Annotated in this window: 28 protein-coding genes; 12 read left to right on the forward strand and 16 right to left on the reverse strand. The window is 71.4% G+C overall.

The window, feature by feature from the left end:
* Positions 1–17: 17 nt before the first annotated feature.
* The gene (locus tag CVS47_RS10330) at positions 18–872 is read left to right on the forward strand and encodes a helix-turn-helix transcriptional regulator (protein ID WP_127095999.1); all 855 of its coding nucleotides are present in this window, start codon (positions 18–20) and stop codon (positions 870–872) included.
* 82 nt (positions 873–954) lie between these two features.
* Positions 955–1,302: a histone-like nucleoid-structuring protein Lsr2 gene (locus tag CVS47_RS10335; protein ID WP_127096000.1), complete on the forward strand. Its 348-nt coding sequence runs from the start codon at positions 955–957 to the stop codon at positions 1,300–1,302.
* 59 nt (positions 1,303–1,361) lie between these two features.
* Here CVS47_RS10335 and CVS47_RS16795 read toward each other — a convergent pair whose 3' ends face one another.
* The 4 genes from CVS47_RS16795 to CVS47_RS10350 all read right to left on the reverse strand — a co-directional run bounded on the left by CVS47_RS16795 (position 1,362) and on the right by CVS47_RS10350 (position 4,544).
* On the reverse strand, positions 1,362–1,526 hold the full coding sequence (locus CVS47_RS16795) for a DUF4175 domain-containing protein (protein ID WP_164734631.1): 165 nt from the start codon (positions 1,524–1,526) through the stop codon (positions 1,362–1,364).
* A 70-nt stretch (positions 1,527–1,596) separates the two neighbouring features.
* Entirely contained in the window at positions 1,597–2,262 is a 666-nt protein-coding gene (locus CVS47_RS10340; protein WP_127096001.1) for a response regulator transcription factor, read from the reverse strand.
* Positions 2,250–4,004, reverse strand: coding sequence for a sensor histidine kinase (locus CVS47_RS10345; RefSeq protein ID WP_127096002.1), 1,755 nt, complete (start codon positions 4,002–4,004; stop codon positions 2,250–2,252). The genes CVS47_RS10340 and CVS47_RS10345 overlap by 13 nt, the downstream gene beginning before the upstream one ends.
* Positions 4,005–4,214: 210 nt before the next feature.
* The gene (locus tag CVS47_RS10350) at positions 4,215–4,544 is read right to left on the reverse strand and encodes a hypothetical protein (RefSeq protein ID WP_127096003.1); all 330 of its coding nucleotides are present in this window, start codon (positions 4,542–4,544) and stop codon (positions 4,215–4,217) included.
* Positions 4,545–4,646: 102 nt separating this feature from the next.
* Here CVS47_RS10350 and CVS47_RS10355 point away from each other — a divergent pair, with 102 nt between their 5' ends.
* From CVS47_RS10355 to CVS47_RS10385, 7 genes are all read left to right on the forward strand, one after another.
* Positions 4,647–4,982, forward strand: coding sequence for a DUF7882 family protein (locus tag CVS47_RS10355; RefSeq protein WP_127096004.1), 336 nt, complete (start codon positions 4,647–4,649; stop codon positions 4,980–4,982).
* Positions 4,969–5,187 (forward strand): hypothetical protein, encoded by a 219-nt coding sequence (locus tag CVS47_RS10360; protein WP_127096005.1) that lies wholly within the window; start codon positions 4,969–4,971, stop codon positions 5,185–5,187. The genes CVS47_RS10355 and CVS47_RS10360 overlap by 14 nt, the downstream gene beginning before the upstream one ends.
* Before the next feature lie 6 nt (positions 5,188–5,193).
* Entirely contained in the window at positions 5,194–6,165 is a 972-nt protein-coding gene (locus CVS47_RS10365; protein WP_127096006.1) for an acetylxylan esterase, read from the forward strand.
* A gap of 145 nt (positions 6,166–6,310) precedes the next feature.
* A complete protein-coding gene (locus tag CVS47_RS10370; RefSeq protein WP_127096007.1) occupies positions 6,311–7,327 on the forward strand; it encodes an SDR family oxidoreductase in 1,017 nt (338 codons plus the stop codon).
* Positions 7,327–7,821, forward strand: coding sequence for an SRPBCC family protein (locus CVS47_RS10375; protein ID WP_127096008.1), 495 nt, complete (start codon positions 7,327–7,329; stop codon positions 7,819–7,821). The genes CVS47_RS10370 and CVS47_RS10375 overlap by 1 nt, the downstream gene beginning before the upstream one ends.
* Positions 7,818–9,287: a phytoene desaturase family protein gene (locus tag CVS47_RS10380; RefSeq protein WP_241240112.1), complete on the forward strand. Its 1,470-nt coding sequence runs from the start codon at positions 7,818–7,820 to the stop codon at positions 9,285–9,287. The genes CVS47_RS10375 and CVS47_RS10380 overlap by 4 nt, the downstream gene beginning before the upstream one ends.
* Before the next feature lie 50 nt (positions 9,288–9,337).
* Positions 9,338–10,129 carry an SDR family NAD(P)-dependent oxidoreductase gene (locus CVS47_RS10385; protein WP_127096009.1) on the forward strand — a complete coding sequence of 264 codons (792 nt, stop codon included), beginning with the start codon at positions 9,338–9,340 and terminating at the stop codon, positions 10,127–10,129.
* Between the two features lie 66 nt (positions 10,130–10,195).
* Here the strand turns inward: CVS47_RS10385 and CVS47_RS10390 are convergent, their stop codons facing one another.
* From CVS47_RS10390 to CVS47_RS10435, 10 genes are all read right to left on the reverse strand, one after another.
* Complete coding sequence (locus tag CVS47_RS10390) at positions 10,196–11,764, reverse strand: GMC oxidoreductase (protein ID WP_127096010.1); 1,569 nt, start codon at positions 11,762–11,764, stop codon at positions 10,196–10,198.
* A gap of 59 nt (positions 11,765–11,823) precedes the next feature.
* Positions 11,824–13,314 (reverse strand): MDR family MFS transporter, encoded by a 1,491-nt coding sequence (locus CVS47_RS10395; RefSeq protein ID WP_241240113.1) that lies wholly within the window; start codon positions 13,312–13,314, stop codon positions 11,824–11,826.
* A gap of 145 nt (positions 13,315–13,459) precedes the next feature.
* A complete protein-coding gene (locus tag CVS47_RS10400) occupies positions 13,460–14,425 on the reverse strand; it encodes a fumarylacetoacetate hydrolase family protein (protein ID WP_127096012.1) in 966 nt (321 codons plus the stop codon).
* Positions 14,422–15,441, reverse strand: a complete 1,020-nt coding sequence (locus CVS47_RS10405) for an amidohydrolase family protein (RefSeq protein WP_127096013.1) — start codon at positions 15,439–15,441, stop codon at positions 14,422–14,424. The genes CVS47_RS10400 and CVS47_RS10405 overlap by 4 nt, the downstream gene beginning before the upstream one ends.
* Positions 15,438–16,571 carry an FAD-dependent monooxygenase gene (locus CVS47_RS10410; RefSeq protein ID WP_127096014.1) on the reverse strand — a complete coding sequence of 378 codons (1,134 nt, stop codon included), beginning with the start codon at positions 16,569–16,571 and terminating at the stop codon, positions 15,438–15,440. The genes CVS47_RS10405 and CVS47_RS10410 overlap by 4 nt, the downstream gene beginning before the upstream one ends.
* A gap of 43 nt (positions 16,572–16,614) precedes the next feature.
* Positions 16,615–17,607 carry a cyclase family protein gene (locus CVS47_RS10415; RefSeq protein WP_127096015.1) on the reverse strand — a complete coding sequence of 331 codons (993 nt, stop codon included), beginning with the start codon at positions 17,605–17,607 and terminating at the stop codon, positions 16,615–16,617.
* Entirely contained in the window at positions 17,604–18,572 is a 969-nt protein-coding gene (locus CVS47_RS10420) for a fumarylacetoacetate hydrolase family protein (protein WP_127096016.1), read from the reverse strand. The genes CVS47_RS10415 and CVS47_RS10420 overlap by 4 nt, the downstream gene beginning before the upstream one ends.
* 111 nt (positions 18,573–18,683) lie before the next feature.
* Entirely contained in the window at positions 18,684–19,700 is a 1,017-nt protein-coding gene (locus tag CVS47_RS10425) for a VOC family protein (RefSeq protein WP_127096017.1), read from the reverse strand.
* 129 nt (positions 19,701–19,829) lie between these two features.
* On the reverse strand, positions 19,830–20,588 hold the full coding sequence (locus CVS47_RS10430; RefSeq protein WP_127096018.1) for a hypothetical protein: 759 nt from the start codon (positions 20,586–20,588) through the stop codon (positions 19,830–19,832).
* Positions 20,585–21,628, reverse strand: coding sequence for a Gfo/Idh/MocA family protein (locus CVS47_RS10435; RefSeq protein WP_127096019.1), 1,044 nt, complete (start codon positions 21,626–21,628; stop codon positions 20,585–20,587). Before CVS47_RS10435 ends, CVS47_RS10430 begins: the two co-directional genes overlap by 4 nt.
* Positions 21,629–21,737: 109 nt before the next feature.
* Here CVS47_RS10435 and CVS47_RS10440 point away from each other — a divergent pair, with 109 nt between their 5' ends.
* From CVS47_RS10440 to CVS47_RS10450, 3 genes are all read left to right on the forward strand, one after another.
* Complete coding sequence (locus CVS47_RS10440) at positions 21,738–23,006, forward strand: ROK family protein (protein WP_127096020.1); 1,269 nt, start codon at positions 21,738–21,740, stop codon at positions 23,004–23,006.
* Between the two features lie 144 nt (positions 23,007–23,150).
* Positions 23,151–23,555, forward strand: a complete 405-nt coding sequence (locus CVS47_RS10445) for a DUF6379 domain-containing protein (RefSeq protein WP_127096021.1) — start codon at positions 23,151–23,153, stop codon at positions 23,553–23,555.
* A 14-nt stretch (positions 23,556–23,569) separates the two neighbouring features.
* On the forward strand, positions 23,570–24,583 hold the full coding sequence (locus tag CVS47_RS10450) for a restriction endonuclease subunit R (RefSeq protein ID WP_127096022.1): 1,014 nt from the start codon (positions 23,570–23,572) through the stop codon (positions 24,581–24,583).
* Between the two features lie 391 nt (positions 24,584–24,974).
* Here CVS47_RS10450 and CVS47_RS10455 read toward each other — a convergent pair whose 3' ends face one another.
* Together CVS47_RS10455 and CVS47_RS10460 are read right to left on the reverse strand one after the other, a co-directional pair.
* Entirely contained in the window at positions 24,975–25,958 is a 984-nt protein-coding gene (locus CVS47_RS10455; RefSeq protein ID WP_127096023.1) for a Gfo/Idh/MocA family protein, read from the reverse strand.
* A gap of 2 nt (positions 25,959–25,960) precedes the next feature.
* Positions 25,961–26,833 carry a ThuA domain-containing protein gene (locus CVS47_RS10460; RefSeq protein ID WP_127096024.1) on the reverse strand — a complete coding sequence of 291 codons (873 nt, stop codon included), beginning with the start codon at positions 26,831–26,833 and terminating at the stop codon, positions 25,961–25,963.
* Positions 26,834–26,835 lie beyond the last annotated feature (2 nt).

Raw genomic sequence — 26,835 nt, forward strand, 5'->3', positions numbered from 1 at the left:
CCGGAAGTAGGTAGTGCGTGGTGGCACTCGCGACAGCCGAGAGCGATGAGCAGCTCCTCTCCCGCGCGGTCGCCGACCTCGTCGCCCGCACGCGCTTCCCGGTGGCCTTCGGCGGCCTCCAGCACGGCGGCGCCATCCATGTCTCCTCGATCGTCGGTGCGCGCACGCGCAGCATCGACGGTCTGGTCGTGCAGTCGGAGCGCGGTCTCGGCGGGCGCGCGCTGGTCGAGAAGCGCCCGCGCATGGCGGTGGACTACCGGCGGGCGCGCAGCATCACGCACGACTACGACCGGGCGATCCTGGGCGAGGGCATCTCCACCCTCTTCGCCGTCCCCGTGATGGTGTCGGGCGAGGCGCGCGGCGTGATCTATTGCGGGTCCTGGTCGGAAGCGCCCGTCGGCGACGTCGTGGCACGTCCGGCGCTGGGCGTCGCGGCCGAGCTCGCGACGGAGCTGCGCGTGCGCGAAGAGGTGAGCCGGCGGGTCTCCCGCCTGCCGTCCAGCGGCGACGGGCTCGTCTCGCGGGCGCGCGAGGAGCTCAGGGAGACCTACGCCGAGCTCCGGTCGATCGCCGCGACCGTGCAGGACGACCTTCTGCGCGAACGCCTCGAGCATCTCGAGCGCAAGCTCGCAGCGCTCACCCGCGACGACGCCGTCGACGCCTCCCTCTCGTCCGATATCCATCTCACCCCGCGTGAGACGGATGTGCTGGCGTGCGCCGCACTGGGTGCGACGAATTCCGAGATCGGCGCGGATCTCCGATTGAAAGAGGCGACGGTGAAGTCCTATCTCGCCTCCGCGATGGCGAAATTGGATGCCTCGACGCGCCATGCCGCGGTGATGAAAGCGCGGCGCGCGGGAATTCTCCCCTGACCGCAATTGCACACGCGCGGTATATCGCTGTGAAAAGCGGATAAGTCCTATTCGCGCGTGAGCGAAGTCGTACCATTCACGTATGGCTCGCAAAATCGTTCATCAGCTCATCGACGATCTCGACGGCACGGAGATCGAGGCAGGTGAGGGCGAGACCGTCCTCTTCTCGATCGACGGCATCGCCTACGAGATCGATCTCACCGACGCGAACGCGTCGGCCCTCCGCTCGTCGCTCGAGCGCTACGTCGCCGCCGCCCGCTCGGTGTCCTCGCGCGGCTCGTCCGGACAGGGCGACTCCCGTCCGCGTCGACGCACGCCGTCGCAGGACTTCTCGGAGATCCGCTCCTGGGCCAAGTCCAACGGCTTCCAGGTCTCCGAGCGCGGGCGGGTGCCGGCATCCGTCATCGAGGCCTACGAGGCCGCCCACTGATCTTCAGCGCACGATGAAAGCCCCGGTGCCGTCGGCGCCGGGGCTTTCCCGTGTGTCGATCAGGTGCGGGTGCCGCGCCGGATGTAGCGGAGCAGAGCCATGATGATGGCGATGACGAGGATGACGATCCCGATCCAGAGCAGGAACTTCACCGCCTCCACGAACAGTCCGGTGAACAGCAGGACGACCCCGACGATGAGCAGGATGATGGCGAGAGCTGGCATACCTCGAGGATGCCGCAACGAGCGGAACCGCCTCCGGGGGTTGACGGCACCCGCCGATCGGTGAGAGAGGTCAGAGCGTCGCGGTGCCGGCGCTGGCGAGGTAGCGGATGACGGCGAGCACCCGCCGGTGGTCGTCCGCGTCGACCGGCAGGCCGAGCGCGTCGTAGATGTTCGAGGTGTGCTGCACGACCGCCTTCTCGCTCAGGACGAGCTGGGCGGCGATCGCGGCGTTGCTGCGGCCCTCGGCCATGAGCCCGAGCACCTCGAGCTGGCGGGGCGTCAGTCCGCCGACCGCCCCGCTCAGTCTGCTCGCGCGCGTCACCATGACCGCCACGACCTCGGGGTCGAGGGCGGTGCCCCCGTCGGCGACGCGGCGGACGTCGGAGGTGAAGGTCTGGACGTCGGCGATGCGCTGCTTGAGGAGATACCCGACTCCGCCGGTCTGGCTCTCCAGCAGATCCGTCGCGTACCGCCGCTGCACGTGCTGCGAGAGCACCACCACGGCCATCGTCGGATGCGCGCGGCGGATGCGCAGGGCCGCCACGAGCCCTTCGTCGGTGTAGGTCGGCGGCATCCGGATGTCGGTGATGACGAGGTCGGGAACGTGCCGGGCGACCTCCCGCTCCAGCTGCGCCGCGGTGCCCACCGAGGCGACGACGTCGAATCCGTCGGTGTCCAGGACGTGAGCCAGGCCCTCGCGCAGGAGGACCTCGTCTTCGCCGATCACGATGCGCATGGCAGTACCACCTTCACCCGGGTCCCCGCACCCTTGGGGGAGTCGATCTGGAAATGCCCGCCCAGCACGTCGATGCGGTCGGTGACGCCGAGGAGTCCGCTGCCGTGGGCCGTGGTCGCCCCGCCGACCCCGTCGTCGGCCACGTCGAGGTGCAGCTCGGTCGGCGTCTGCACGATGCTGACGTGCACCGACTCGGCCCGCGAGTGCTTGACGGCGTTGGTCAGCACCTCGGCGATGATGAAATACGCCGTGTGCGTGATGGGTGCCGGCAGCGGGCTGTCGCCGAGCTCCGTGCGGAGCGTGGCGGGGATGCTCAGCCGGTCGACCAGGTCCTCGGTGGCGACGGCGAGCCCGGTCTCCACGAGCGCCGCGGGCAGCACGTTGTGCACCAGACGCCGCAGGTCGGCCGCCGCGCCGTCGATGCGTCGGCGCAGCTCCGCCGCGGCCGCCGCGGAGCCCGGATCCGCCTCCGGCCGGGTGGCGATGTTCTGCGCGTCGAGGGCGAGGAGGACGAGCTGCATCTGCAGCCCGTCGTGGAGGTCCTGGGCGATCCGGTAGCGCTCGCGATCCGCCGTCTCGACGATGCGCACGCGGGACTCCGACAGCTCCTCGTTGCTCGCGATCAGCTCTGCCGTGAGACGCTCCCGGTCGATGGCGATGGCCAGCACCTCGGCCGCCCGGTTGACGGGATACGGGTCGCCGATCATCCGCGTGTCGTAGACGATCGCCCCGACGAGGCGTTCGCCCACGTGCACCTGCACCCAGTCGCGGTCGGGGTCGTCCCTGGTCGCGTCGACGTCGGCCCCGAACTCGTCGACGTACGCCGCCTTCTCGGGCGACCAGTACACGATCAGCAGCGACTCGTCACCCAGCGTGCCCGCCAGCGCGCGGCCCACGGCGGGCCGGGTGACACCGCCGATGCCGAGCCAGGCACTGAGGGCCTCGAGGTCTCCGGTGCGGGTGAAGCCGCCGTTGAGCACGCCGATGAGGAATGCGATGGGGATGCCGCACGAGATGCCGAGCTGCACGATCCCCACGACGAGAGGGTCCACTCCGAGCGGGCGGCCGATGTTCGGCGCCGCGACGATGGCCAGCACCGCCAGGATCCCGTACAGGAAGAGCGGCAGGAGCACCCGACGGTGGACGGCGTCGGCGCGCAGGAGGCGACGGGTCAGGATGACGGCGGTGGAGACCATGACGCCGATGCCGACGACGGACTGCGTCGCGGCCGCGATCTCGTCGAGCTGCGTCTGCCCGACCGTGACGAACACGACGCGGGCGCCCTGCAGCAGGACCGACAGCACGTAGCCGACCACGACCGTCGCGACGGAGAGCCGTCCCCGCAGCCGGCCGGACGGGAAGGCGTGCAGGAGGTGGACCGTCACCGCGAGGGTGAGCGTCGCCGAGACCGCGCCGATGATCTGCAGGAACTCGTCCGGCAGGTTGCCGAGGGCGTTGAGGAAGAGCGAGAGCGCACCGAGGTAGATGAGAGCGCCCATCGCGTTGCCGGGCCGGCGCCACCAGGCGATGATGCCCGCGGTCGCCCAGATCAGGGCGACGCCGGAGAAGAGCAGCGTCACCATGAGCAGCTCCGGCGTGCCGGCCGCCACGGCCACCTGCATGACGGTGATCAGCACGGAGCAGAACGCGAGGGTGACGAGCGCCAGCCGCAGAGAACCCGACCGCGCGCCGCGGAGCCGGATGGGGATCGGCGCCGTCCCGCCTGACGTCCCTGCGACCACGGTGACCCTCCTCGGGATCGATGATCCCACTGTGGCGCAGGCTGCGCAGACCGGGCTAGGGACCTAGGCCCATGTCCGCCCTGTCTGCGCCCACATCCCACAGCGGCGCGTGGTTCGCAACCCCGTGAGTGACTTCCGTTTCGCGGTCGCACAGTGATCGGACCGACCCGCTGGGGTCGTGGACGGAAGGAACGAGCATTTCAGACCAGGTCAGAGCTGGTCGTCCCATCCCGGCGTCGGGTCGTCGACGGGCAGTCCGACCGGCGCGTCACGCGTGTCCGCGCGGGCGTTCAGCTCGTCGACGAGGCCGCCGTCCTCGATCTCCTCGCCCTCGTCATCGGGCTGCGACTCGGCGACGATCTGGCTCGCCGGCCCGAGCAGGAGGGTCGCATCCACGCGCACGCCATCGCGACGCCGGACGGGGATGGTGACCGTGTCAGCTGTGCCCGCCTCGGCTAGGATCCTGCTGTACCGCAGGACGGCGTCGGCAATGGCGTCCCCTGTGACGAATGCGTCGCCGGCATAGATGACAGTCTTCATCCCGTCTGTCTACAAGCCCGGTGGCGGATCCACTCTGACCCTTGCTTCTCAGTACCTCGCACGCTAGAGCCTGTGGTCGCACAACGAGCGAGGAGTGCCCTCATGGGCCGTTTCATCTACGACGGACAGATCAGGATCGACTTCGAGGACCGTCTCCTCGCGCACCTGCAGACGACCATCACCACGAAGCTCCGCCGTGGCGAGCCGTTCACCTTCGTGTGGAAGGACGACAACAGCATCGGCGACGGCCGCACCCTCGTGTGGATCCACCCCGGCGCCTCGCTGGTGTTCAAGTTCTACGGCAGCCGTCGGCCCCAGCTCAACCGCGCATGGCTCGACGCCCTGATGCACACCGCCAACTCGCCCACGGGACTGTACGTCGTGCCCGAACCGGCGGACTCCCCCCAGAGACAGGAACTGACCGATGAAGCGGATTGACATCGTCTACGGCGGCCGGATGTACAGCATCGGCGGTCGCGAGTACGAAGACGTGAAGACGGAGATCGCCGAGGGCATCACGTCGCGGAAGCCGCAGTGGCTCGTCGTCAACGACGGCGAGGGCCACCACCGCGATGCGCACCTGCTGCTGGTGCCCGGGATCGACGTCGCCGTCATACCGATCCCCGGCCACGACGAGGAATAGCGCCGGATGCCGCAGTACGACCTTCCGCTCGAGGAGCTCCGCGACTACCGGCCGACGGTGCGCCGTCGCGACGACTTCGCCGAGTTCTGGTCGGACACGCTCGCGGAGTCCCGCGCCGCGACCGTGCCCGCGTCGACCCGTCGGGTCGACTCCGGCCTCCGGCTCGTCGACACCTCCGACCTGGAGTTCCCGGGCTTCGGCGGCGAGCGCGTGCGCGGATGGGTGCACGTCCCCGCCGGCGCCGCCGGGCCGCTTCCCGCGGTCGTGGAGTTCATCGGCTACGGCGGCGGGCGCAAGCTCGCGTGGCAGGACCACGCGTACGCGGAGGCCGGCTACGTCCACGTCGTCATGGACACGCGCGGCCAGGGCTGGTGGGCCGTCGGCGCCACAGCCGATCACGGCGCCGGCGAGGGCATCGGCAGCATCCCGGGTCAGATGACCCGCGGCATCCTGGATCCCGCCGACTACTTCTACCGCCGGGTGTTCACGGATGCCGCGCTGCTCGTCGACGCGGTGCGCGAGCTTCCGCAGGTCGACGAGACCCGCGTGGCGGTGACCGGCGGCAGCCAGGGCGGCGGCATCGCGATCGCGGCGGCGGCCCTCAGCGAGGGGCTGGTCGGCGCAGCCGTCGACGTGCCGTTCCTCTGCCACTTCGAGCGCGCCGTCGCCCTCACCGATGCCCGGCCGTACGGTGAGCTGGTCGACTTCTTCGCGCGCTACCGCGACGACGTGGAGCGGGCGTTCGACACGCTCTCCTACTTCGACGCCGTCAACCTCGCCCCGGCGGCCGACGTGCCGGCGCTGTTCTCCGTCGCCCTGCGCGACGACATCTGCCCTCCCTCGACCGTGTTCGCCGCCTACAACGCGTGGGCGGGTCCGCGCGACATCGCCGTGTACCCCTTCAACGGGCACGAGGGCGGAGGCGAGCACCACATGCTGCGCCGCCTGGCGTTCTTCCGCGAGGTCTTCGGCGCCTGAACGGATCGGGCCTGGACGCTCAGGGGCCGAGCCGCGTCGGCCCCGGCGTCCGCCCGGCACCGGGCGACAGGCGTCGGGCTTAGTCGCTGCGGTCGGGTTCGTCCAGTCCCGTCCACCGCAGCGCTCCGGCCGCGATAGTAGGGGCATGGCTGAGACGACGAACGGCCGCGGCATCGCGGTGGTGACCGGAGGAAGCGCAGGACTGGGCCGGGCGGTGTCCCGGGAGCTCGCACGGCGGGGGTGGGACGTCGCGGTGCTGGCCCGCGGCCAGGACGGCATCGACGCCACCGTCGCCGAGGTGCAGCGCATCGGGCGGCGGTCGATCGGCGTCTCCGTCGACGTGGCGGATTCGACAGGAGTGGAGGATGCCGCGCAGCGCGTCGAGGACGAGCTCGGCCCCATCTCGCTGTGGGTCAACAACGCCATGACCGGCACGATCTCCGAGTTCCTCGACACGGCCGTGGCCGACTTCGAACGGGCGACGGCCGTCACCTACCTCGGCTGCGTCAACGGCACCCGCGCGGCGCTCAGCCGGATGGTGCCGCGCAACCGCGGCCATGTCATCCAGATCGGCTCCGCCCTCGCGCACCGCGGCATCCCGCTGCAGGCCGCCTACTGCGGAGCCAAGCACGCCATCCACGGCTTCACCGACGCCGTCGTGTCGGAGCTGACCCACGACAAGAGCAAGGTCGCCGTCTCCATCGTCGACATGCCGGCCCTCAACACCACGCAGTTCGGGTGGGTGAAGTCGGCGTTCCCCGAGCACCCGCAGCCGGTGCCCCCGATCTTCCAGCCCGAGGTGGGGGCGCGCGCCGTTGCCGACGTCGCCGACACCCCGCGTCGCCGCACCTGGGTCGGCATCTCGACGGTCGAGACGATCCTCGGCGCGCGGTTCGCGGGCCGCTTCCTCGACTGGTACCTCGCGAAAGCCGCGTACCAGGGTCAGCTGGCGCCCGACAAGCCACGCTCGACGGTCGCGCCCAACCTCTACGAGCCGGTCCCCGGAGACGCCGGAGCGCACGGCGTCTTCGACGACAAGGCCCGCACCGACAGCGTGCAGACCTGGGCGATCCGCCACCGCCGGGCACTGGCCGCGGCCGGTTCGGCAGTGGTCGGAGCCGCGGCGGTCGCCGGCGCCGCCCTCGTGCGGGGGCGGTCCTGATGTCGGTGAACGTGCGCGAGCTGCGCTGCAGCCCCGAGGACGTCTTCCGGGTGCTCGGTGACGGCTGGCTCTATCCGGGTTGGGTGGTCGGGGCATCCCGCATGCGCGAGGTGCAGGCGAACTGGCCCGCCCAGGGCTCGCACCTCTTCCACTCCTTCGGCATCTGGCCTCTGCTCATCGACGACGACACCGTCGTGGAGAAGGTCGATGCGCCGCGGCACCTCGTGATCCGGGCCAAGGGATGGCCGATGGGCGAGGCGCGCGTGACCATGGACGTGAAGCCGCGCGGCGACGGCTGCGTCGTGCGGATGCAGGAGGAGGCCGTCGCCGGCCCCGGCATGCTCGTGCCGCGATTCCTCATGGACATCCTGCTCACCTGGCGCAACACGGAGGCCCTGCACCGTCTGGCCTACCTCGCGGAGGGCATCGCCGACCGTCCGGGAGGCGCATCGACGGCCGACCGCGAGATCGACGCCTCCGAGGCGACGGAGTGAGCGCACGCGCGGGCGGACAGCTGGATGCGGTGGTCGTCGGCGCCGGTCCGAACGGCCTGGCGGCGGCGGTGACCCTCGCCCGCGCGGGCCTGTCGGTCGCCGTCTTCGAGCGCTCCGACCAGATCGGCGGCGGGGCGTCGACCCGCGAGCTGACCCTTCCCGGCTTCGCGCACGACGTCTGCGCGGCCGTGCACCCGATGGCGTTCGAGTCGCGCTTCTTCCGCGAGTTCGGTCTGCGCAGCCGGGTGCCGTTCGTCACGCCGGAGGTCTCCTTCGCGCAGCCCCTCGACGGCGGCCGCGCCGCCCTCGCCCACCTCGACCTCGCGCTGACGGCCGACGACCTCGGCCGCGACGGGCGCGCCTATGCACGGCTGATGAAGCCGCTGGTGGACCGCGCGACGGAGGTGGCCGAGTTCACCGGATCGACGCTCGTGCGGATGCCGCGGCATCCGCTCACGGTCGCCGCTTTCGGACTCCGCTCGCTCGAACAGGGCAGCCCGCTGTGGAACGCGCGCTTCTCGGGCGAGGAGGCGCCCGCGCTGCTGACCGGAGTGGCCGCGCACAGCATCCTGACCCAGCCGAGCCTCGCAGGCGCAGGCGCCGGGCTCACGCTCACCACCTACGCCCACGCGAAGGGGTGGCCCATCCCGCTCGGCGGCACGCAGGCCATCATCGAGGCGATGGCCGCCGACCTCCGCGCGCACGGCGGCACCATCGCGACGGGCGTCGACGTGTCCTCGCTCGACGAGCTGCCGCGCTCGCGCGTCGTGATCCTCGACGTGACGCCCCGTGCGCTCGCGCGCATCGCCGGAGAGCGGATGCCGCGCCGCTACCGCCGCGCGATGGAGTCGTTCCGCTACGGCGGCGGCGTCGCCAAGGTCGATTTCGCCCTGTCGGCTCCCGTGCCGTGGGCGAACGAGGGCGTCCGCCGCGCCGGCACCGTGCACGTCGGCGGCACGCGCCAGGAGATGGCCGCGGCCGAGAACGACGTCAATCGTGGGCGGATGCCCGACCGCCCGTACGTCCTCACCGCGCAGCCCACCGTGTTCGACGGATCGCGCGCGCCGGAGGGCAAGCACACGCTGTGGACCTACACGCACGTGCCCGCCGGCAGCAGCGCCGACCGTGCGGAGGCCATCACCCGCCAGATCGAGCGCTTCGCGCCGGGCTTCCGCGACACGGTGCTCGCGGTGAGCTCACGCTCGGCCGTCGAGGTCGAGAGCCACAACCCGAACTACCCCGGCGGCGACATCGCCGCGGGAGCGCCCACGCTCGGGCAGCTCATCCGCCGTCCGACGCTGGGCACCGAGCCCTGGCGCACACCCATGAGGGGCGTGTACCTCGCGTCGGCGTCGGTGTCCCCCGGACCGGGCGTGCACGGGCTCGCCGGATGGCACGCGGCGCTGAGCGCACTCCGCCACGAGTTCGGCTCGGGCGCGTGGCCCGACCTGTCGCCGCGAGGCTGAACCGTGCGCGACGGCAGCAGGGTCCGTATCCTGGCGGCAGGGAGGACGCGATGATCGAGACGGGTCTGTCATGCGGCACGGTCGTCGTGACCGGCGCCGGGCGCGGTCAAGGGGCCGCGGAGGCGCTCGCGCTGGCCGACGCCGGCATGACCGTGATCGCCACGGACATCCTCGACGCCTCCGACGCCGAGGTCGCGGGGGTCGACGGCATCCACTACCGGCGGCTCGACGTCGCCGACGACGCCGCGTGGACCGTGCTCGCCCACGATCTCGTGGGGATGCTGGAGGGTGCGCCGCTGCGCGGACTCGTCAACAACGCCGGAATCACGCACCGCGCGCGGCTCGCCGATGTCGCCCGGGTCGACTGGGACCGGGTGATGGCGGTCAACCTGACCGGTCCGCTCCTAGCGATCCAGTCGCTCGCGCCGCTCATGGCGACCGGGTCGTCGATCGTGAACATCGGGTCGTCGGCGGGCCTGACGGGCCACTACCCCGTCGCCTACACGGCGTCGAAGTGGGGTCTGCGCGGGCTCACCCACAGCGCTGCGACCGAACTCGGACCCCGCGGCATCCGGGTCAACATCGTCCACCCCGGTTTCATCGAGACGCCGATGACCGCGAGCGCGCCGGCGCCCATGCGCACCGCTCAGAGCGAGCTGACGCCGCTCCCCCGGTTCGGTGAGCCGCACGACGTCGTCGGCGCGGTGCTGTTCCTGCTGTCCGATGCCTCGGCCTACATCACCGGTGCGGAGATCCCGGTGGACGGCGGATTCACGTCGTCCGCGGGCGCCAAGCTGATCGCCGACCGCATCGCCGGGGCTCAGCCGCCGCCGTCCTCCTGAACTCCCTCGACCCCCGGATGAACGCGATTCCGGGCGGGAAACACCGCGTTGCGCCGCCCGGCCGGGTCAGGCGCCGAGCGCCTCCGCAGCCTTGCGCGCGCCGCGGACGGCGACCGCGACGCTCATGAGCGTCGGGTTGACGGTGTTGGCGGTCGGTATGGTGCCGTTGCCGCCGACGACGAGGCCGTCGACGCCCCACACACGCGACCACGGGTCGGCGACCGAGGTGCCGTCGTCGGCGACGCCGATGCGGGTGGTGCCCATGAAGTGCAGGCTCGAGCCGGGCGGCAGCAGCCGGGGCTCGGCGATGAACTTGCCGATGGCGCGGCCCGCGCGGCGGAGGCGCTCCGTGGCCGCGGCGATCTCGCGCTCCTCGTTCTCGGTGAGCTCGTACCGGATCGTCATGTTGGGGAAGCCGCGGTAGTCGGGCTCGTCGTCGTCGAAGGTGACGGCGTCCTCGAAGCGCGGCTGCTTGCGCGTGCCGTAGCCCATGTTGACGTAGCCCCAGCGGTTGTCCGCGTCGGGGTGGTCCGCGGGCAGCGGGAACGGCGGATTCTCGGCGTACATCACCTGCAGCGAGAACGGGTGGTTGGGCTCGGAGAACGGGATGCGGTTGACCGCGGCCACCGGGTCGACGGGGTTGATCGAACGTCGCGCGATCTCCGCGTCGAGGTCGGCCTCGGTGGCGTACTGCTCGATCAGGTCGGCGTCGACCTTGACCGTCGAGATCACCACCGGGTGCTCGGTCAGATAGTGGCCGAGCGCCGTCGGGCGCACGCCCGAGGCCCAGAGCAGCTGGGGCGTGCGGAACGCGTCGGCGGCCACGACGACCAGATCGGCCGGGACGAAACGGGTCTCCCGCGTGCGGAGATCCTCGACGGTGACGCCGGTCGCCCGGCCGTCCTCGACCTCGACGCGGGTCACCAGGCTGAGGTCGTGCAGCTCGAACCGGGCGCTCTCGGGCGCCTCGGGATCGATGAGCGGACCGAGCACGACGTCCGAGCCCGCCCAGCGCATGCTCCCGTCGGGCTGCGGATCACCGGCCACCGGCAGCGTGCTCGGTCCGTAGCCCTCGGGCAGCTCGTCGCGGAACTCGTCCTCCAGGAGCGAGCGGATGCCGGCGCCGACCGCCGAGTCGGCGAAGGCCGCGCTCGACACGTGCAGCAGCTTCTTCGCCTCGGTGAGCAGGTCGTCCCACTCCGCGTCGTCGATGAAGGGGATCCGCTCGCTGAACTGCGGTGACGGCGTGGCGCACGTCCAGTGGGCCCCCATGCCGCCAACGTTGGTGGAGGCGGCCGCCGCGGGGAAGCTCGAGGCGTGACCCGATCCCTCGCCGCCGAAGTCGATGAGGTGCGTGCCCTCCCGGGCGGTGAACATCCCCTCCACCGCGACGCCGGCCGGCAGACCCAGTGACTCGCGCAGCGAACCTGCCTGCGGACCCTGGGAGATCTCGCGGGCATGCTTCTTCTCCGCCGGGTCCGCGATGTTGCGCACGCTCTCGCCGGGGATCGCCGTCAGCTGCGGGCCGGCCTCGAACATCACGACCTTCGCGCCGGGCACCGATTCCACGAGCACACGCGCATACGCGGCGCCGATCGGGCCGCTGCCGACGACGACGACGGTGGGTTCGGACATGATGACTCCTCGAGACGGGTGGAACAGGGGGAACAGGGAAGGAGAGCGGATGCCGCGGCTCAGACCGACTGCGTCTGCGGGTCGGGAACGGTGGCCGGGGTCTCGTCGCTGAGCCGTCCGCCGGGGAGGGCGACCGCCGCGACGATGCCCAGCGCGTACACGGCGGCGAGGGCGAGGAAGATCGGCGAGAACACGTCGTGGTAGATCAGCGCCACCGCGTCCTGCACCTCGGGCGAGGCGGCGTGCACGGCCTTCGGGGTGAGGGTCGCAGCATCCAGGGTCGACGGCAGCAGCGCCGCCACGCCGAACCCCAGGACGCCGCCGACCACGGCGGTGCCCAGCGTGGACGCGACCTGCCGGACGAGGTTGGTCGTCGCCGTCACGGCGCCGAGGTCCGACGCCGGGGCGGAGCTCTGCACGAGGGCGAAGACGAGGTTCATGAACCCGCCCGTGCCCATGCCGACGACGGCCATGACGATCATCGGCACCCACAGGGGCGCGCCCGGCGGCAGCAGGGCCATCACCAGAAGACCGCCGGCGCTCAGCGCCGTGCCGATGATCGGATAGGGGCGGTAGCGCCCGGATCGGCTCACCAGGTAGCCGGTGAGCAGGTTGGCCACGAGCATGCCCAGCACCGTCGCGATGGGCACGAGCCCGGACACGGTCGCGCTGGTGCGGTACGCCATCTGGAAGTACGTCGGCAGGTAGGACGTGGTGGCGAACAGGCCCGCCCCGATGATCGCCGAGAGGCCCAGGCACGCGAGGATCGTCCGGTTGCGCAGCAGATGCAGGGGGATGATCGGCGCGTCGGCGCGCACCTCGATGACGAAGAACACCACGAAACCCGCCGCCGCGACGGCGAAGTGCACGAGCGCCGAGAGGAGCAGCGTCTCTTCTCCGACCCACGTCACGGCCAGCACCAGGGCGACGAGCGAGAGGGTGAACACGACGGATCCGGCGACGTCGAACCGCGGGTGTGCGCCGCCGGGCAGATGCGGCACCGCGATGAGGGCGAGGGTGAGGGCGACGATGCCCACGGGCACGTTGATCCAGAACACCCACTGCCAGCCCCAGAAGTCGGTGATCAGGCCGCCGAGCACGGGCCCGACGACGATCGCGATCGGGAAGGCGGCGCCGATGATCGCCATGTACCGCGGCCGCTCCCGGGGGCTGGTCACCCGGGCGATGATCGTCTGCGACATCAGCTGGATGCCCGCGGAGCTGACGCCCTGCACGACGCGTGCGGCGATGAGCCAGCCCATGCTGGGCGCGAACCCGCAGGCGAGGGAGGCCGCCACGAAGAGCACGAGCGAGGCGACGAAGACCCGCCGGGGGCCGATGACGTCGCCGAGCTTGCCGAGCACGGGCAGCATGACGGTGGCCGACAGCGTGTAGCCGACCATGATCCAGCTGAGCTGCTCGAGCGCGCCCAGCTCGCCCGCGATGGTGGCGAGCGAGGTGGACACGACGGTGTGGTCGAGGGCGCCGAGGAACGACACCACGAGGAGGGAGGCGACGAGAAGCCGCAGGCGCAGAGGAGACAGAGTCATCGGAGTGGCACCCGTACGACCGGGTGATCGACGCGACCGTGTGTGTCGCTCCGGCATCAGCACCGTGCGAACGGACCCTGCAGGCCCCGACGTCTCTGTCATTCTACGGCCTCTTCGGTCGGTTTTCAACCAAAGTCGCGGGGATTCACCGGTTGCGCGGACGCTTCCGGGCGGCCGGGATCGGCGGGGCCGGCACGCGCTGCCCGACCGTGTTGACGATCTCGCCGACGCCCTCGATGACCATCCGCACCTCGTCACCGGGCTCCAGAGGCGGCGGGCTCAGCTCGCCGCTTCGTCCCCACAGCTCGCCGAGGCATCCGCCGTTGCCGACCGTGCCCGAACCGAGCACGTCACCCGGACGCACGACGGAGTTGCGCGCGGCGTAGGCCACGAGCTCCGGGAAGGGCCATCCCATGTTCGAGATGCGGTCCTCCCCCACCCGCTCGCCGTTGATGCTCACCTCGGCGTGCAGCGGAAGGAAGCCGTCGCCGTCGAGGCGATCCGCGAACTCGTCGGCCGTGACGATCCACGGCCCGAGGGTCGTGGCGAAGTCCTTGCCCTTCGCAGGACCGAGACGCACCTTCATCTCACGGGCCTGGAGGTCGCGAGCCGACCAGTCGTTCATCACGGTGTAGCCGAAGATGTGGGATGCCGCGGCCTCGACGTCGAGGTTGGCACCGTCGGATCCCGGCACGGCGCCGATGACGACGGCGAGCTCCAGCTCGAAGTCCAGACGAGCGGTCTCCGGCACGTCCACGACCTCGCCGCTGGCGCGGACGCTGTGCGGGTTGGTGAAGTAGAACGTGGGCAGCTGGTACCACTCCGGGACGACCTCGCTGGCGCCGTCGACCGAGGCGCTGATGCCCTCGACGTGCTCCTCGAAGGCCACGAAGTCGCGGATGGAGGCCGGCACGAGAGGGGCGAGCAGCTCGACCGCGTCGCGCGGGACGCCCTGCTCCGCCTCGACGGCCCGGCCGAGGCGCAGGGCCTCGTCGAGGCCGCGGGCCAGCACGTCGGCGACGGTCACACCGTCGGGGAAGGCGATGACCCGGTCGTCGAGGATGATCCCCTCGCCGATGCCGTCGGGCCCGTTCCAGCGTCCGATCCTCACGCGTGCACCCGGTCTTCCACCAGGGACAGCGCGTTGGCGCCGGCGATCCGCTCGACGATCTCGCTCGGCAGGCCCGCGCTGCGGACGAAGCCGAGCGGGTCCTCCGAGCCCATGTCGAACGGGAAGTCGCTGCCCAGCAGCACCCGGGACCCGCCGGCGACCTCCACGAGGTGGCGCAGCGCCATCGGGTCGTGCACGACCGTGTCGAACCAGAGCTTGCGCAGGTAGGTCGAGGGCTCGTGCTCGCAGCGCCGCGCGTCGGGGCGCACGCGCCACGCGTGGTCGGAGCGGCCGATCGCGAACGGCAGGTAGCCGCCGCCGTGCGCCGCGACGATCTTGAGGCGCGGGTGACGGTCGAGCACGCCGGAGAAGATGAGGTGCGACAGCGCGACGGCGTTCTCCGTCGGCTGACCCACCGTGTTGGCGAGGTAGAACCGGTCGAGGCGCTCGTCCAGCGAGCAGCCGAACGGGTGCAGGAACACGACGCAGCCGAGCTCCGCCGCGCGGGCCCAGAACGGCTCGAGGCGCTCGTCGGACAGCTCGACGTCGCCCGCGAACGAGGAGATCTCCACCCCGGCGAGTCCGCGACCGAGCACGGCGTCATCGAGGTACTCGACGATGTGCGCCGGATGCTGCAGCGGCACGACCCCGAGTCCGGTGAGCCGGTCGGGCGCCTGGCCGACGTGCTCGGCGACGAGGCGGTTCGTCTCCCCCGCGACCCATCCGGCCAGGCCCTCGCCCGCCCACGGGTAGAAGTGGTTCGGCGACACGCTGACCCACTGGCGGTCGATGCCCTGGGCGTCCATGGATGCCAGGCGCTCGCGCACGTCGGTGAGCTTCGGTATGCGGGACCCGACCATGGGACCCGAGACCTTCATGCTCTCGATGCCGTTGCGGCGGCGCTCCAGGTCGGCCGCCGCGGCGACCTCCTCGGGCGCGCGGCGCTCGACCTCGGCGTGCAGGCCCGGAAGGAGGACGTGCGCGTGCACGTCGACGGTGGGATGCTGCGCGCTCACGCCGGCACCGCCATCTGACGGGCAATGCCGAACATGAGGCCGGGCACGTCGGCGTCGCGGACGCCGTCGAGCTGCCACTGGCCGAGCTGCACCGACGCCTCCACGACGGCGCGGGCGCGGGGCACGCGGCGGGCGTGGAATTCGTCCCACAGACCCTGGTCGACAGCATCGCGGGCGAGCAGAAGCTCGGTGAGCACGACGGCGTCCTCCAGGCCCTGCGCGGCACCCTGGGCGATCGTCGGAGGGCAGCTGTGCGCGGCGTCGCCGATGACGACGGCCCGGCCGCGGTTCCACTCCCCGTCGATGATGTGCTTCGTGAACCAGGTGTAGTTGGCGTGGGCGCCCTCGGCGAGATCGGCGCGGATGTCGTTCCACGGTCCGTCGTAGGCGCGGGACTCGTCGAGCATGATGCGCGTGGCGTCCTCGTCGCTGATGCCGAAACGGTCCTCCGCCTTTTCGACGAGGAACGCGTACATGCTGTCCTCGCCGGTGGGCGTGTACCCCGCGATGAACATCGGGCCGCCGTAGTACAGCTCGCTGCGCTCGACGGAGGCCGGACGCGACACGAAGGTGCGCCAGATGCCCATGCCGGTCGGCTCGGGCTTGGTCTCGATGCCGATGAGCTGACGCACGTGCGAGTTGAGCCCGTCCGCGCCGACGAGGAGGTCGTAGCGGCCGGCGGACTCGCCGCCCACGAAGACCTCCACACCGTCGTCGTCGGTCTCGACGCCGGTGACCTTCGCGCCGAAGCGCACGGTGGCGCCCGCGCGCTGCGCGTGGTCGAGGAGGATCCGGGTGAGGTCGGCCCGCGGCATCCCCATGGCGGCCGGGTAATCCGGTCCGCCGGTCTTCACGTCGGGGAGCTCGGCGACGATCGGGGCTCCGGGGCCGGGGGCGCGCAGGTTCAGACCCTCGAACGGGTAGCCGGCGGCACGGATGTCGTCCCACGCGCCGAGCGCGTCGAAGACGCGGAGGGCGTTGCCCTGGAGCGAGATGCCCGACCCCTGGGTGGACGGCTCGCTCTTGGCCTCGAAGACGTCGACGGCGACGCCGCCCCTGGCGAGCTGGATCGCGGCGGCAAGGCCGGCGACGCCGGTGCCGGCGATCGCGACGGTGGTGACTGCGGTCATGTCGGAACTCCTCTGTTCTCGGTGACGGTGGGGAGGGCGCGCGTCAGAGGACGGCGACCGGGTTGATGGGCGAGCCGACGGCGCCGGTGATGGGCAGCGGCGCTGCCGACAGCAGGAACTCGTACCGGCCCGACGAGGCGCAGGCCTCGGCGAGCTCGTCGAGGTCCCACATCTCGCCGATGGTGAGCCCCATGTTGGGGATCACCACCTGGTGCAGGGGCTGGAACGCGGGTGCGTCGAACTCGTTCGGACGCACCTCGAAGCCCCACGTGTCGGTCGCGATCGCCGCGATCTCCGTGCGGTGCAGCCAGCCGGCGGTGGTGAGGGAGAGGCCGGGGGCGGGTCCGCCCGCGTAGTCACCCCAGCCGTCGCGGCGCGTGCGCGCGAGCTGTCCGGTGCGCACGAGCACGATGTCGCCGCGGCCGATGGTCACGCCCTCCGCCGCGGCGCAGGCCTCGAGGTCGGCCGCGGTGATCGCGTAGCCGTCGGCGAGCTCGCCGGTCTCGGGCTGCAGGTGACGCCCGACATCCAGCAGCACACCGCGGGAGACGATGACGGATGCCGCGTGCTCGATGCCCGTCACGAGGTCGCCCTCGCTCGTCACGACGTCACCGGCGCGACGGCCGTTCCAGGCGAAGCCGTGGTCGAAGATGTGGCCGAGCCCGTCCCACTGCGTGGAGCACTGGAGCGGCATCGAGATCACGTCGTCGGCGCCGCCGATGCCGTGCGGGAAGCCCTGATTCGCGCGCTCCGCGTCGGTGCCCGTGTCTGTCATGGTGTGCACCGGATTCGTGCGGCGGCGCCATCCCTTCTGAGGCCCGTTCGTGTCGAACGACTGCGCGAGGGAGATCACCCGCCCCTCCTGCACGAGCCCTGCCGCGGCCACGCGGTGAGCGGGATCGATGAGGTTGAGCGTGCCGAGCACGTCGTCCTCGCCCCACCGGCCCCAGTTGCGGTAGGCCTCGGCGCGGGCGCCGATCTCGGCCTCGGGGTTCGACCGGTCGAGGTCGGCGGGGTTCTCCGACGGCCCGGTCACTGCGCGGCGCCTTCCGCGACGCAGCGGACCACCTGGGTGCCGAGGCCGCTGATGGTGCCGGTCATGACGTCGCCGTCCTGCAGGAACCGCTTCCAGTGCTGGCCGTTGCCCGCGGGGCTGCCCGTGAGGAGCAGGTCGCCGGGCAGCAGGGGCATGGTCTGCGACGCGCCCGACACGAGCGCGGCGATGTCGAAGAGCAGGTCGCTGGTGTCGCCGTTCTGCATGACATCGCCGTTCAGCTCCAGCGTGACCGTGAGGTTTCCGCCGTCGACGGCCGACGCCGGCACCAGGAAGGGCCCGGTCGGCAGGAAGCCCGGCGCGTTCTTCGCGCGGTACCAGTCGGTGCCGATCTCCTTCATGTCCTTGCGGAACACGAGGTCGCGGGTGGTGACGTCGTTGACGATCGTGTAGCCGGCGACGTGGTCGAGCGCGTCCTCCTTCGACACGCGGAACGCCTCCGCGCCGATCACGACGGCGAGCTCGAGCTCCCAGTCGTGCACCTCGCTGTAGGACGGCAGGACCAGCGACACGTCGTCGCCGACGACGCAGGCCGGCAGGCCGATGAAGAAGTACGGCTCGCCATTGGCCTTGCGGTCGTCCATGAGCTTCGCCGCGAAGGCGCGCGCCTCGTCGGGCGTGCGGTCGCTGTTCTGGGTCAGCCCCGCGGCGACGAGCTCGATGACGTGCTCGCGATAGTTGGCACCGGCCTGCAGCACCTGACGCGGCTGCACCGGAGCCGTCAGGGTGACGTCGGCCAGCGGCATCCATCCCCCCTCCTCCGCCGACGCCAGCGACGCGAGGCGGTCCCAGTCGGGAGCAGCGAGGAAGGAGTTGAGGTCGGCGGCGCCCAGGGCGTCCGCGTCGAGCGGACGGATGCGGTCGCCGGCCACGAGGCCCAGACGCGCGTCGGCGCCGTCCCGGTAGCGGGCCAGCGCGAAGGGGGCGGTGAGTCCGGTGGAAGTCATGGGGTGCGATCTCCTCGCGTCATTGCGGTGGTACGGGATGGAACGGGTCGTGCGGTCGTGCGGCGGGACCGAGAGGGACCGGATGCAGCCCGCATCCGGTCCCTCGTCGTCTCAGCCCTGGCCCTGCTTGCGGTAGGGGTTGAGCAGCGCGTCCTTGATCTCGTCGGGGACGCCCTCCTCCGTGGCGCTGGGGCCGTCGGCGGGCGGGAACGACTCGGTCATCGACATCGGCATGGTGCCGTTGCGGTACATGTTGTTCGATCCCTGCGACGGCTTCCAGGTGTTGGCCTCCCAGTCCGGGACGTAGTTGCGGTAGCCGCCGGTGTTCAGCTCGATCCGGAGCGAGGAGGGCTCGCGGTAGTAGAGGAACGTCTGCTCGCCGATGCCGTGGATGTTCGGGCCGTACTCGATCGGGATGCCGTTCTCCATGAGGGTGTCGGCCGCGATGAGCAGCTCCTCGCGGGTGTCGACCCAGAAGGCGTAGTGGTTGATGCGGCCGGCGCGGGTCGAGCCGTCGAGCACGACGCCGAGGTCGTGCGACTTCTCGTTGGTCGTGAGCACCGAGAAGACCGAGATGGGCGCCTCGTCGAGCACGGTGCGGGCCATGAAGCGGAAGCCGAGCACGTCGACGTACCAGGTCACGAACGCGTCGACGTCCTGCGTGGCGACGGTGACGTGGTCGAGCTGACGAGGGGCGCCGGCGATCTTCGAGCGCTTCTCGGGGCGGTCCGGGAAGATCGAGGCCTCATGGCCGGGAGCCTGGTGGCGCTCGACGTCCCAGTGGAGCGTCATGTCGTGACCGAAGGGGCCGGTGAAGCGGTAGGCGCGGCCGATCTTGTAGCCGTCGATCCACTCGCCCTGGATGCCGGCGGCCTCGACGCGCTTGGCGGCCTCTTCGAGGGCCTCGGCGCTGGAGGTGCGCCATGCCATCGTCTCGAGGGTGGGCTCGTCGCCGGGGGCGACGACGACCGAGTAGGCGTAGTAGTCGCCCCAGCAGCGCATGTAGACCTTGCCGTCCTCGCGGGCGACCTCGGTGAGTCCGACCTCGGTCTTGTAGAACTCGACGGAGGCCTCCACATCGGGAGTGGTGATGGCGACGAACGACAGGTGAGAGAGGAGCTTGATCATCTTCGATCCTTTCGACAAGACAAGCGGGTGTTCCCGTGACTACTTTCGCCGCAGACCGACATATCAGGGAATGCCATATCTGCGATGCGTGGGATCGACCGCATCTATTCCCTCATGAGGGCCCGAAGATCAGCGGCGCGCGGTGCACCGGAGGTCTTCGAGCAGCGCCGTGTCGTCGGCCAGGTCGTCCAGATCGATGGGAGCCGACCCCGTTTCGAGCGCCTCGAGCGCACGACGCAGGGCCACTCGAGCCGAGGTCTCGAAGCGTGCCGGGGCGATCAGGGTCCCGGCGCTCGACGTGGTCACGATGCGGGCGGCGAGACCGACGTCGACCTGGGTCTGCACCTCCCCCAGCACCTCGATGCGCATGCCCACGGAGGTGCGGGCCGCGGCGATCGTGCCGAACGTGGCGGCGAGCCCGGCCGTCGTCTGCAGGAGGGCGAGGGTGCGATCGCCGGAGACGACCCGCAGCGCTCCTCCGGAGAGCATGCGCAGCCAACCGGCGGCGTCGCGCGTGACGGCGTCGAGGGCGGCGGCAGGACCGGATGCCTCGGCGATCAGCATGCGGGGAGCGCTGCCGCTCCGCGCGCGGAGGGCGTCCTCCGCGGTGTCCGGTCGCAGACGCGGCCTCTCGACCACGACGGGGATGCGCAGGCCCGCGCTCAGCTCGCGCACCGCGTCGGCGGACACGAGCTCGGGATCCGTGATGACGAGCGCGGACGCGCCGTCCGCCGCGGCGGTGGCCGCGGCATCCGTCCATCGCCCGAGACCCGGGATGACGACGATGCCCTCGCGGCCGGTGGCGGCGCGGGCGCGGAGGGGCAGCTCGGCCACCGCGGTGCGATAGGGCTCGAGTGACGTCGCGACCGCGATGCGATCGCCGCTCACGAGCCCGCTCCCTGCAGGATGAGCTCTGCCGCGGACTCGGCCAGTCGCAGGGCGTACCGCGCGTCGTCGAGCAGCTCGTCGTACTCCACGACACCGTGGCCGTCGAGGAGGTCCGCCATCGCCCGCCACTCGGCGAGGTAGCCGTCCTCGGAGACTGTCGGGTACGTCGTGATCGTGCCGTCCTGACTCGTCACGCGCACCGTCGCGCTGCCGGCGTGCACGAACGCCGGCGGGAACGAGACCTCCACGCGGTCGACGTCGGTGGTGATGTGGAGGCGCCAGAGGGCGTCTGCGCCCTCGGGCAGCATGACCGTGGCCAGACGGACGGGGATGCCGGACGCGACGTAGCCGACGGCGAACCCGAGCGGTGCCACCGCGCGGGCGAACACGACCTCCTCGATCTCGGGCGCGAGATCGCGCACCATCGGCAGGTCGTGCACGGCCAGTCCGGTCAGCAGCTGCCGCACGACCGCGGCGGCGATCTGCGGCACCGACAGGTCGGGTCCACCGCGACCCGGCGCCGGTGCCGGCACGGCGAGCTCGGTGACGACCTCGTGATAGCGCCCGTTCGGCGGCAGCGCCAGGGTCAGCGAGATCGCGCACACGGGACGGCCGCCGGCGGTGAGGTGGTGACGTGCGCGGCCCCACGCCGGGTCGTAGAAGTGGTTGGTACCCACGAGCAGCGCCGTGCCGGCCGCGCGGCAGGCGTCGATGACGGATGCCGCATCCTCCGCCGTCGTGGCGAGCGGCTTCTCGCACAGCACCGCGCGCTTGCCCGCGGCGACGGCCGCGAGGATCTGCGCTGCGTGCTCTGCCGGCGGCGAGCACAGCACCACGACCTCGACGCGGTCGTCGGCGAGCAGCTCGTCGATCCCCGACGACGCACGGGCGCCCACCCGTTCCGCGAGTCCGGCGGCCCGGCCGCTGCCGCCGTCGGAGATGTGCACGACCTCGAAGCGGCCGCTCAGGCGCGCCAGTGTCGGCAGATGCAGCGCGGCGACTCCTGGCCCCGCGCCCACGATCCCCACTCCGGTCGGCATCACGGCCCCTTCGCTCGTTATGCCTGAAGCGTACCTAAGAACGCGCCGTTCACGACCATAGTCGTGTCGAAATGGACGTTCCGGCATCCCTCTTGTGTGAGAATCGACCATGGCAACAGAGTCCACGCTGCGGTTCGGCGCTCAGACCGACGAGGTGACGAGCCTTCTGCGCATCGTCAACATGGTGCGTTCCGGGGATGCCGCGACCCGCCCCGCGATCGGACGGGTGACCGGACTCGGCCGCGGCGTGGTGACACAGCGCGTCGATCAGGCCATCCAGATCGGTTTCATCGAAGACGCCGAGTTCGGCCCCTCGTCCGGCGGCCGCGCGCCCCGGACCCTGCGCTTCCGCGCCGATCGCGGCCGCATCATCGTGTGCGCGCTCGGCGCCCTGCACATCCACGTCGGCGTCGCGATGCTCGAGGGCGACATCATCGACGAGAAGCACCGCGCCTGGGACATCGCGCGGGGGCCGGCGGACACCCTCGATGCCGCGCTCGAGATGATCGACGAGCTTCTGGCCGCGACGCCCGACGTGCCCGTCTGGGGCGTGTCGGTCGGCATCCCCGGTCCCGTCGACTTCGCCACCGGCCGTCCCGTGGCGCCGCCGATCATGCCGGGCTGGAACGGCTTCGACATCCGGCGCCGGTTCGAGGAGCGCTACGACGCGCCGGTGTGGGTGGACAACGACGTGAACCTGCTCGCCCTCACCGAGCGCAGCCGGCGCCGCGAGGAGCATCTCGACCTCATCTACTGCAAGGTCGGGTCGGGCATCGGCGCCGGGCTCCTGTCGCAGGGTCACATCCACCGCGGCGCGAACGGCGCCGCGGGCGACATCGGCCATGTGCGCGTCGCGGGCTCCACCTCGCTGTGCCGCTGCGGCAAGACCGGCTGCCTCGAGGCGGTCGCCGGAGGCTGGGCGCTGGTGCGCGACGCCGAGGCCGCGATCGCGGACGGCGCCGGCGGCAAGCTGGCGAGCGGTGCCGAGCCGATCACCCCGGAGTCCATCGCCCGCGCGGCCGAGTCCGGCGACGCCCTGGCGATCTCCCTCATCCAGAAGTGCGCGCGCGTGATCGGCGAGTCGATCGCCGCTCTGGTCAACATGTTCAACCCGGAGCGCATCGTCATCGGCGGCGCGGTCGTGGGCGCCGGAGAGGTCTTCCTCGCCGAGGTGCGTCAGCGGGTGTACGAGCTGTCGCTGCCTCTCGCGACGCGCGACCTGAGCATCGTGCAGTCGATCAACGACCGGCGCGAGCCGCTCCGGGGCGGCGCGGAGATGGTGCGCGAGCAGCTGTTCGACGTGACCTTCCCGCGCTGGTTCGCCGACGGCCGACCCTCGCGCGAGCGCGTGCATCCCGAAGAGCTGGTCGCGGGCTGAGGGACTCGGCGCGGTCCTCCGCGATCGCGGAGGTCGCAGCATCCGCCTCTTCGACTTCATTTCGGCGGAAGTTTTACGATATGGTGCGTAAGTGCTCGTCGTAGGTCGAGCTGCCACCGGCTCGAGGACGTTCCGATGACGCTCATGATGCTTCGCGACGATGCACTGTTCACCACCACCGACGGGTTCGGCGTGCGGCTCTCGCTGCCCTGGATCCGCTCGCTGCCCGTCGCCAGCGCGTCCGATCTGCAGCTGCAGGTGGATGGGTCGCCCGTCGAGCATCTGCTCGTGGCCCTCGGCGAGCGCACCGTCGCACCGTCCGCCCTCGCGTTCGAGCGGGGCGAGTGGTTCGTGCAGGACCGGCTGGTGCTGCGCGTCCGCGGCGCGCTCGAGCCCGGCGCACACGAGGTCACCGTGTCGTACCGGCTGCTGATCCCCTACCTGCCGGGCGGGCCCGATGCCCCGCTCACCCTGCCTTTCGCCACCACCCGCACCCTCGTGCTCGACGCCGGGGCCGCCGTGCCCACCGTGTCGCGCGACGTGGCCTGACGCCGGAGCCCGCCATGACCTCTCCCCTGCCCTCCGGCTGGACGCTCTCAGCGAGCGCCTTCAACCTCACCCCTGAGCTCATCCGCGCAGAGACGACGGCGCCCGAGCTCGCTCTCAGCCTCATCGAGCGCGACGTGGCCGACACTGTCGAGGTCGAGCTCGGTCAGCTGTGGCGCGGCTTCCCCGCTCCCGGCGAGCGCGACACCCTGGCGTTCCGAGACGCGCTGATCGGCGCCGGCGGCGGCGTCAGCATCGTGGGCGGGAGCATCGACGACTGGGCGAGCGCCACCCGCCGCCGCACCGACGACGAGCGCTACGAGTTCGTGCGTCCGCAGCTCGTGGCCGCGGCGGCGATCGGCGCGGAGGGCGTGCGGCTGCCGATCGGGCAGGCCGGCCCTGCACTGCTCCGCCGGCTCGTGCCGGTGCTCGAAGAGCTCGACCTCGTGCTGTTCGAGGAGGTCCAGGGCCAGCAGGCTCCCGGACGACCGGAGACGGATGCCGCGGTCGGCGACATCGCGGACATCGACAGCCCGCACGTGCGGCTGCTGCTCGACATCAGCATGCTCATGCCGTCCCTGCCGCACGGCTACCTCGACCGCCTCGCCGGGGCCGGGGTGTCGGCGGACCTGGTGCGGCGACTGCGCGACGAGTGGCGCGAGCCCGCGACCCTCGCGGCGGTGCTCGACGAGCTGCGCGGAGGGCGCGTGCCGGGACAGGTGCAGACGCTGTTCATGAACCTGCTGATCCGGTTCGGGCGCTCGGACATCGGCGACCTGACATCGGTCCTGCCGCTGCTCTCGGGCGTGCACCTCAAGTTCTGGGACCTCGACGACACCGACGGTCAGGTCTCCGGCCCGATCCGCGGGCTCGGCGCCGCCCTGCGCGCCACCGGCTTCACCGGAACGCTCTGCAGCGAATGGGGCGGCCACGAGTGGCTCGACGACGATCCCTGGGACATCACCCGCCGCCACCTCGCCCTGGCCCGCGCCGCCCTCGCCTCCCCCGACACTCCCGTCTCCCCCGCGTAAACGCGATTCGCGCGGGAAGCGCCGCGATGCGGTGTTTCTCAGCGCGTATCGCGGTCAACAGGAGCGACGGGTGCGGCAGCCCAGCCCGCTCGCTACGCCCCGACCCGCGCGTCGAGCGAGCGGAGAGGGTGGCCCCGGCCGTCTCGGCGTGCAGATCGGGAGGAGATGTGTCGATCCGGAGGACGGATCGGGATGCTGCATCCTCCGCTTCGCCGCATTTCCTCCGGATCCGCACACCGCCGCATCCACCCCGGCCCCGCCCACCGCCGCATCTCCTCCGCTTCGCCGCATCTCCTCCGCTTCCGCGCACCACCGCGTCCACCCCGGCCCCGTCCACCGCCGCATCTCCTCCGGCCCTCGCGCACCGCCGCATCCCGCAAGCGCGCGAACCTCAGCGCGGCTGCAGACCCGCGGCGCGGTAGATCGCGTCCACCACGCGCATCGTGCCCACCGCACGGTCTGCGTCGAGGATGCTCGGCGACCCGTCGGCGAGCACGTCGCGCAGGTGTTCGAGCTGCCGGACGTAGCTGTTCTCGCCCTCGGGGGCCTTCTCGTCGATCAGCACGTCGTCGCCGGCCGTCACGCGGAGCGTCGCGCCCCACTGCGGCACGATGACGCTCGTCGCCTCGAGCGAGGCGTCCGACCCGGTCACGCGCATCACCATCGCGCCCGTGTCGTCGCCGATGAACGACGACCGCACCGACGCGGGTAGGCCCCCGGGCAGCCGCAGCTGCGCGTCGGTCTGCAGGTCGATGCGCGGGTCGGCGTCGTACAGCTCCGCCGCAGCGGAGACCACCTCCGGCTCTCCCCACGCCGCACGCAGCAGATCCACCGCGTAGCAGCCGACGTCCATCACCGCTCCCCCGGCCAGGTCGCCGTCGAGCCGGATGTTGCCGGGCTTCACGACGAAGTGCGGGATGCTGAAGTCGACCTCCACGCTCTGCACCGACCCGAGCACACCCGAGCGCAGCACCTCGAGCAGCCGGACGGTCGAGGCGTGCAGGCGGTAGTGGAAACCGACGAACGCCCTCCGGCCTGCAGCGGCCGCGGCATCCGCGATCTCCTGCGCCGTGGTGCCGTTGGCCGACAGCGGCTTCTCGCAGAGCACGTGCCTGCCGGCCTCCAGCGCCCGCACCGCCCACCGCGCGTGCACGACGGGCGGGAGCGCGAGGTAGATCAGGTCGATCGACGGGTCGGACAGCACCCGCTCGTAGTCACCGGAGATCGGCAGGTCGAGCCGCGCGGCGAACGCCTCCGCGCGCGACGGCACCCGCGCCCCGATCGCCACGACCTCCACCCCGTCGACATCCCGGGACGGCTCGACCATCGCGCGCTCGGCGATGCCGCCCGCGCCCAGGATGCCGACGCGCAGCACGCTCAGCCCTCGCCGTTGTAGTACGGCCAGGGGTTGATCCGGCGGTCGCCGCGGCGATCAGGACCCGTCAGCGAGACCTCGCCGGTCGCCGCCCATTCCACGCCTCGCGGGAACATGCGGATGAACTCGATGCGGCGGAACGTGTCGATGTCGTGCCCGATCGTGATGGTGAACGACCGGCCGGCGCCGTACTCGTTGATCCACGCCAGCGGCTGATCGGTGTTGATGCCCGGGAGGGCGGCGATGCCCTCCTCGGGGATCGCGACCGGGTAGTGCGACATCGGCCAGACCGGCGCCTTCTCATAGGCCTCGAGGTCGTCGAACGTCGTCAGCAGCACCTGCGCGCCGTCGTACATCTCCACACCGACGAGGATGTCGTCGCCCGTGACCGTCCAGGTCTCGTTGATGCCCTCGGTGATCGCGTGACGCGGGTCGGTCGTGCGCAGCAGCGCCTCGCCCCACGGGCGAGGACGAAGGCCGGTCTCCCAGGCGCTGAGCTTCGCCCCGCGCATCACGTTGTACTCCTCGGGGTAGCCCCAGCGGTCCTCCTGAGCGGCCGACCCGTGGAACCACACGATGCCCTTGCCGTCGTCGTGGACGAATCTCAGGATCGCGGCATCCGTCTCGGCACCGAACCCGACGGCGGCGTCGTGATAGCCGTCGCGTCCCTCGAACACGACCAGCAGCACGTCGTACCTGCTGATGACGTCGTAGGTGAGACCGCGTGGGTCCTCCGTCACGCGGACGCGGAACCGTCCGGTGTCCTCCAGCAGCGTCGTGATCCACTGGTTATGCAGCCGGAAGCTGCGGTGGGCGTTGTCGTGCTCGACGGTCATGTGACCCGACAGGATGAGCACGTTCAGCACGTCAGCCATCC

Source organism: Microbacterium lemovicicum (genome assembly GCF_003991875.1).
Classification (GTDB): domain Bacteria; phylum Actinomycetota; class Actinomycetes; order Actinomycetales; family Microbacteriaceae; genus Microbacterium; species Microbacterium lemovicicum.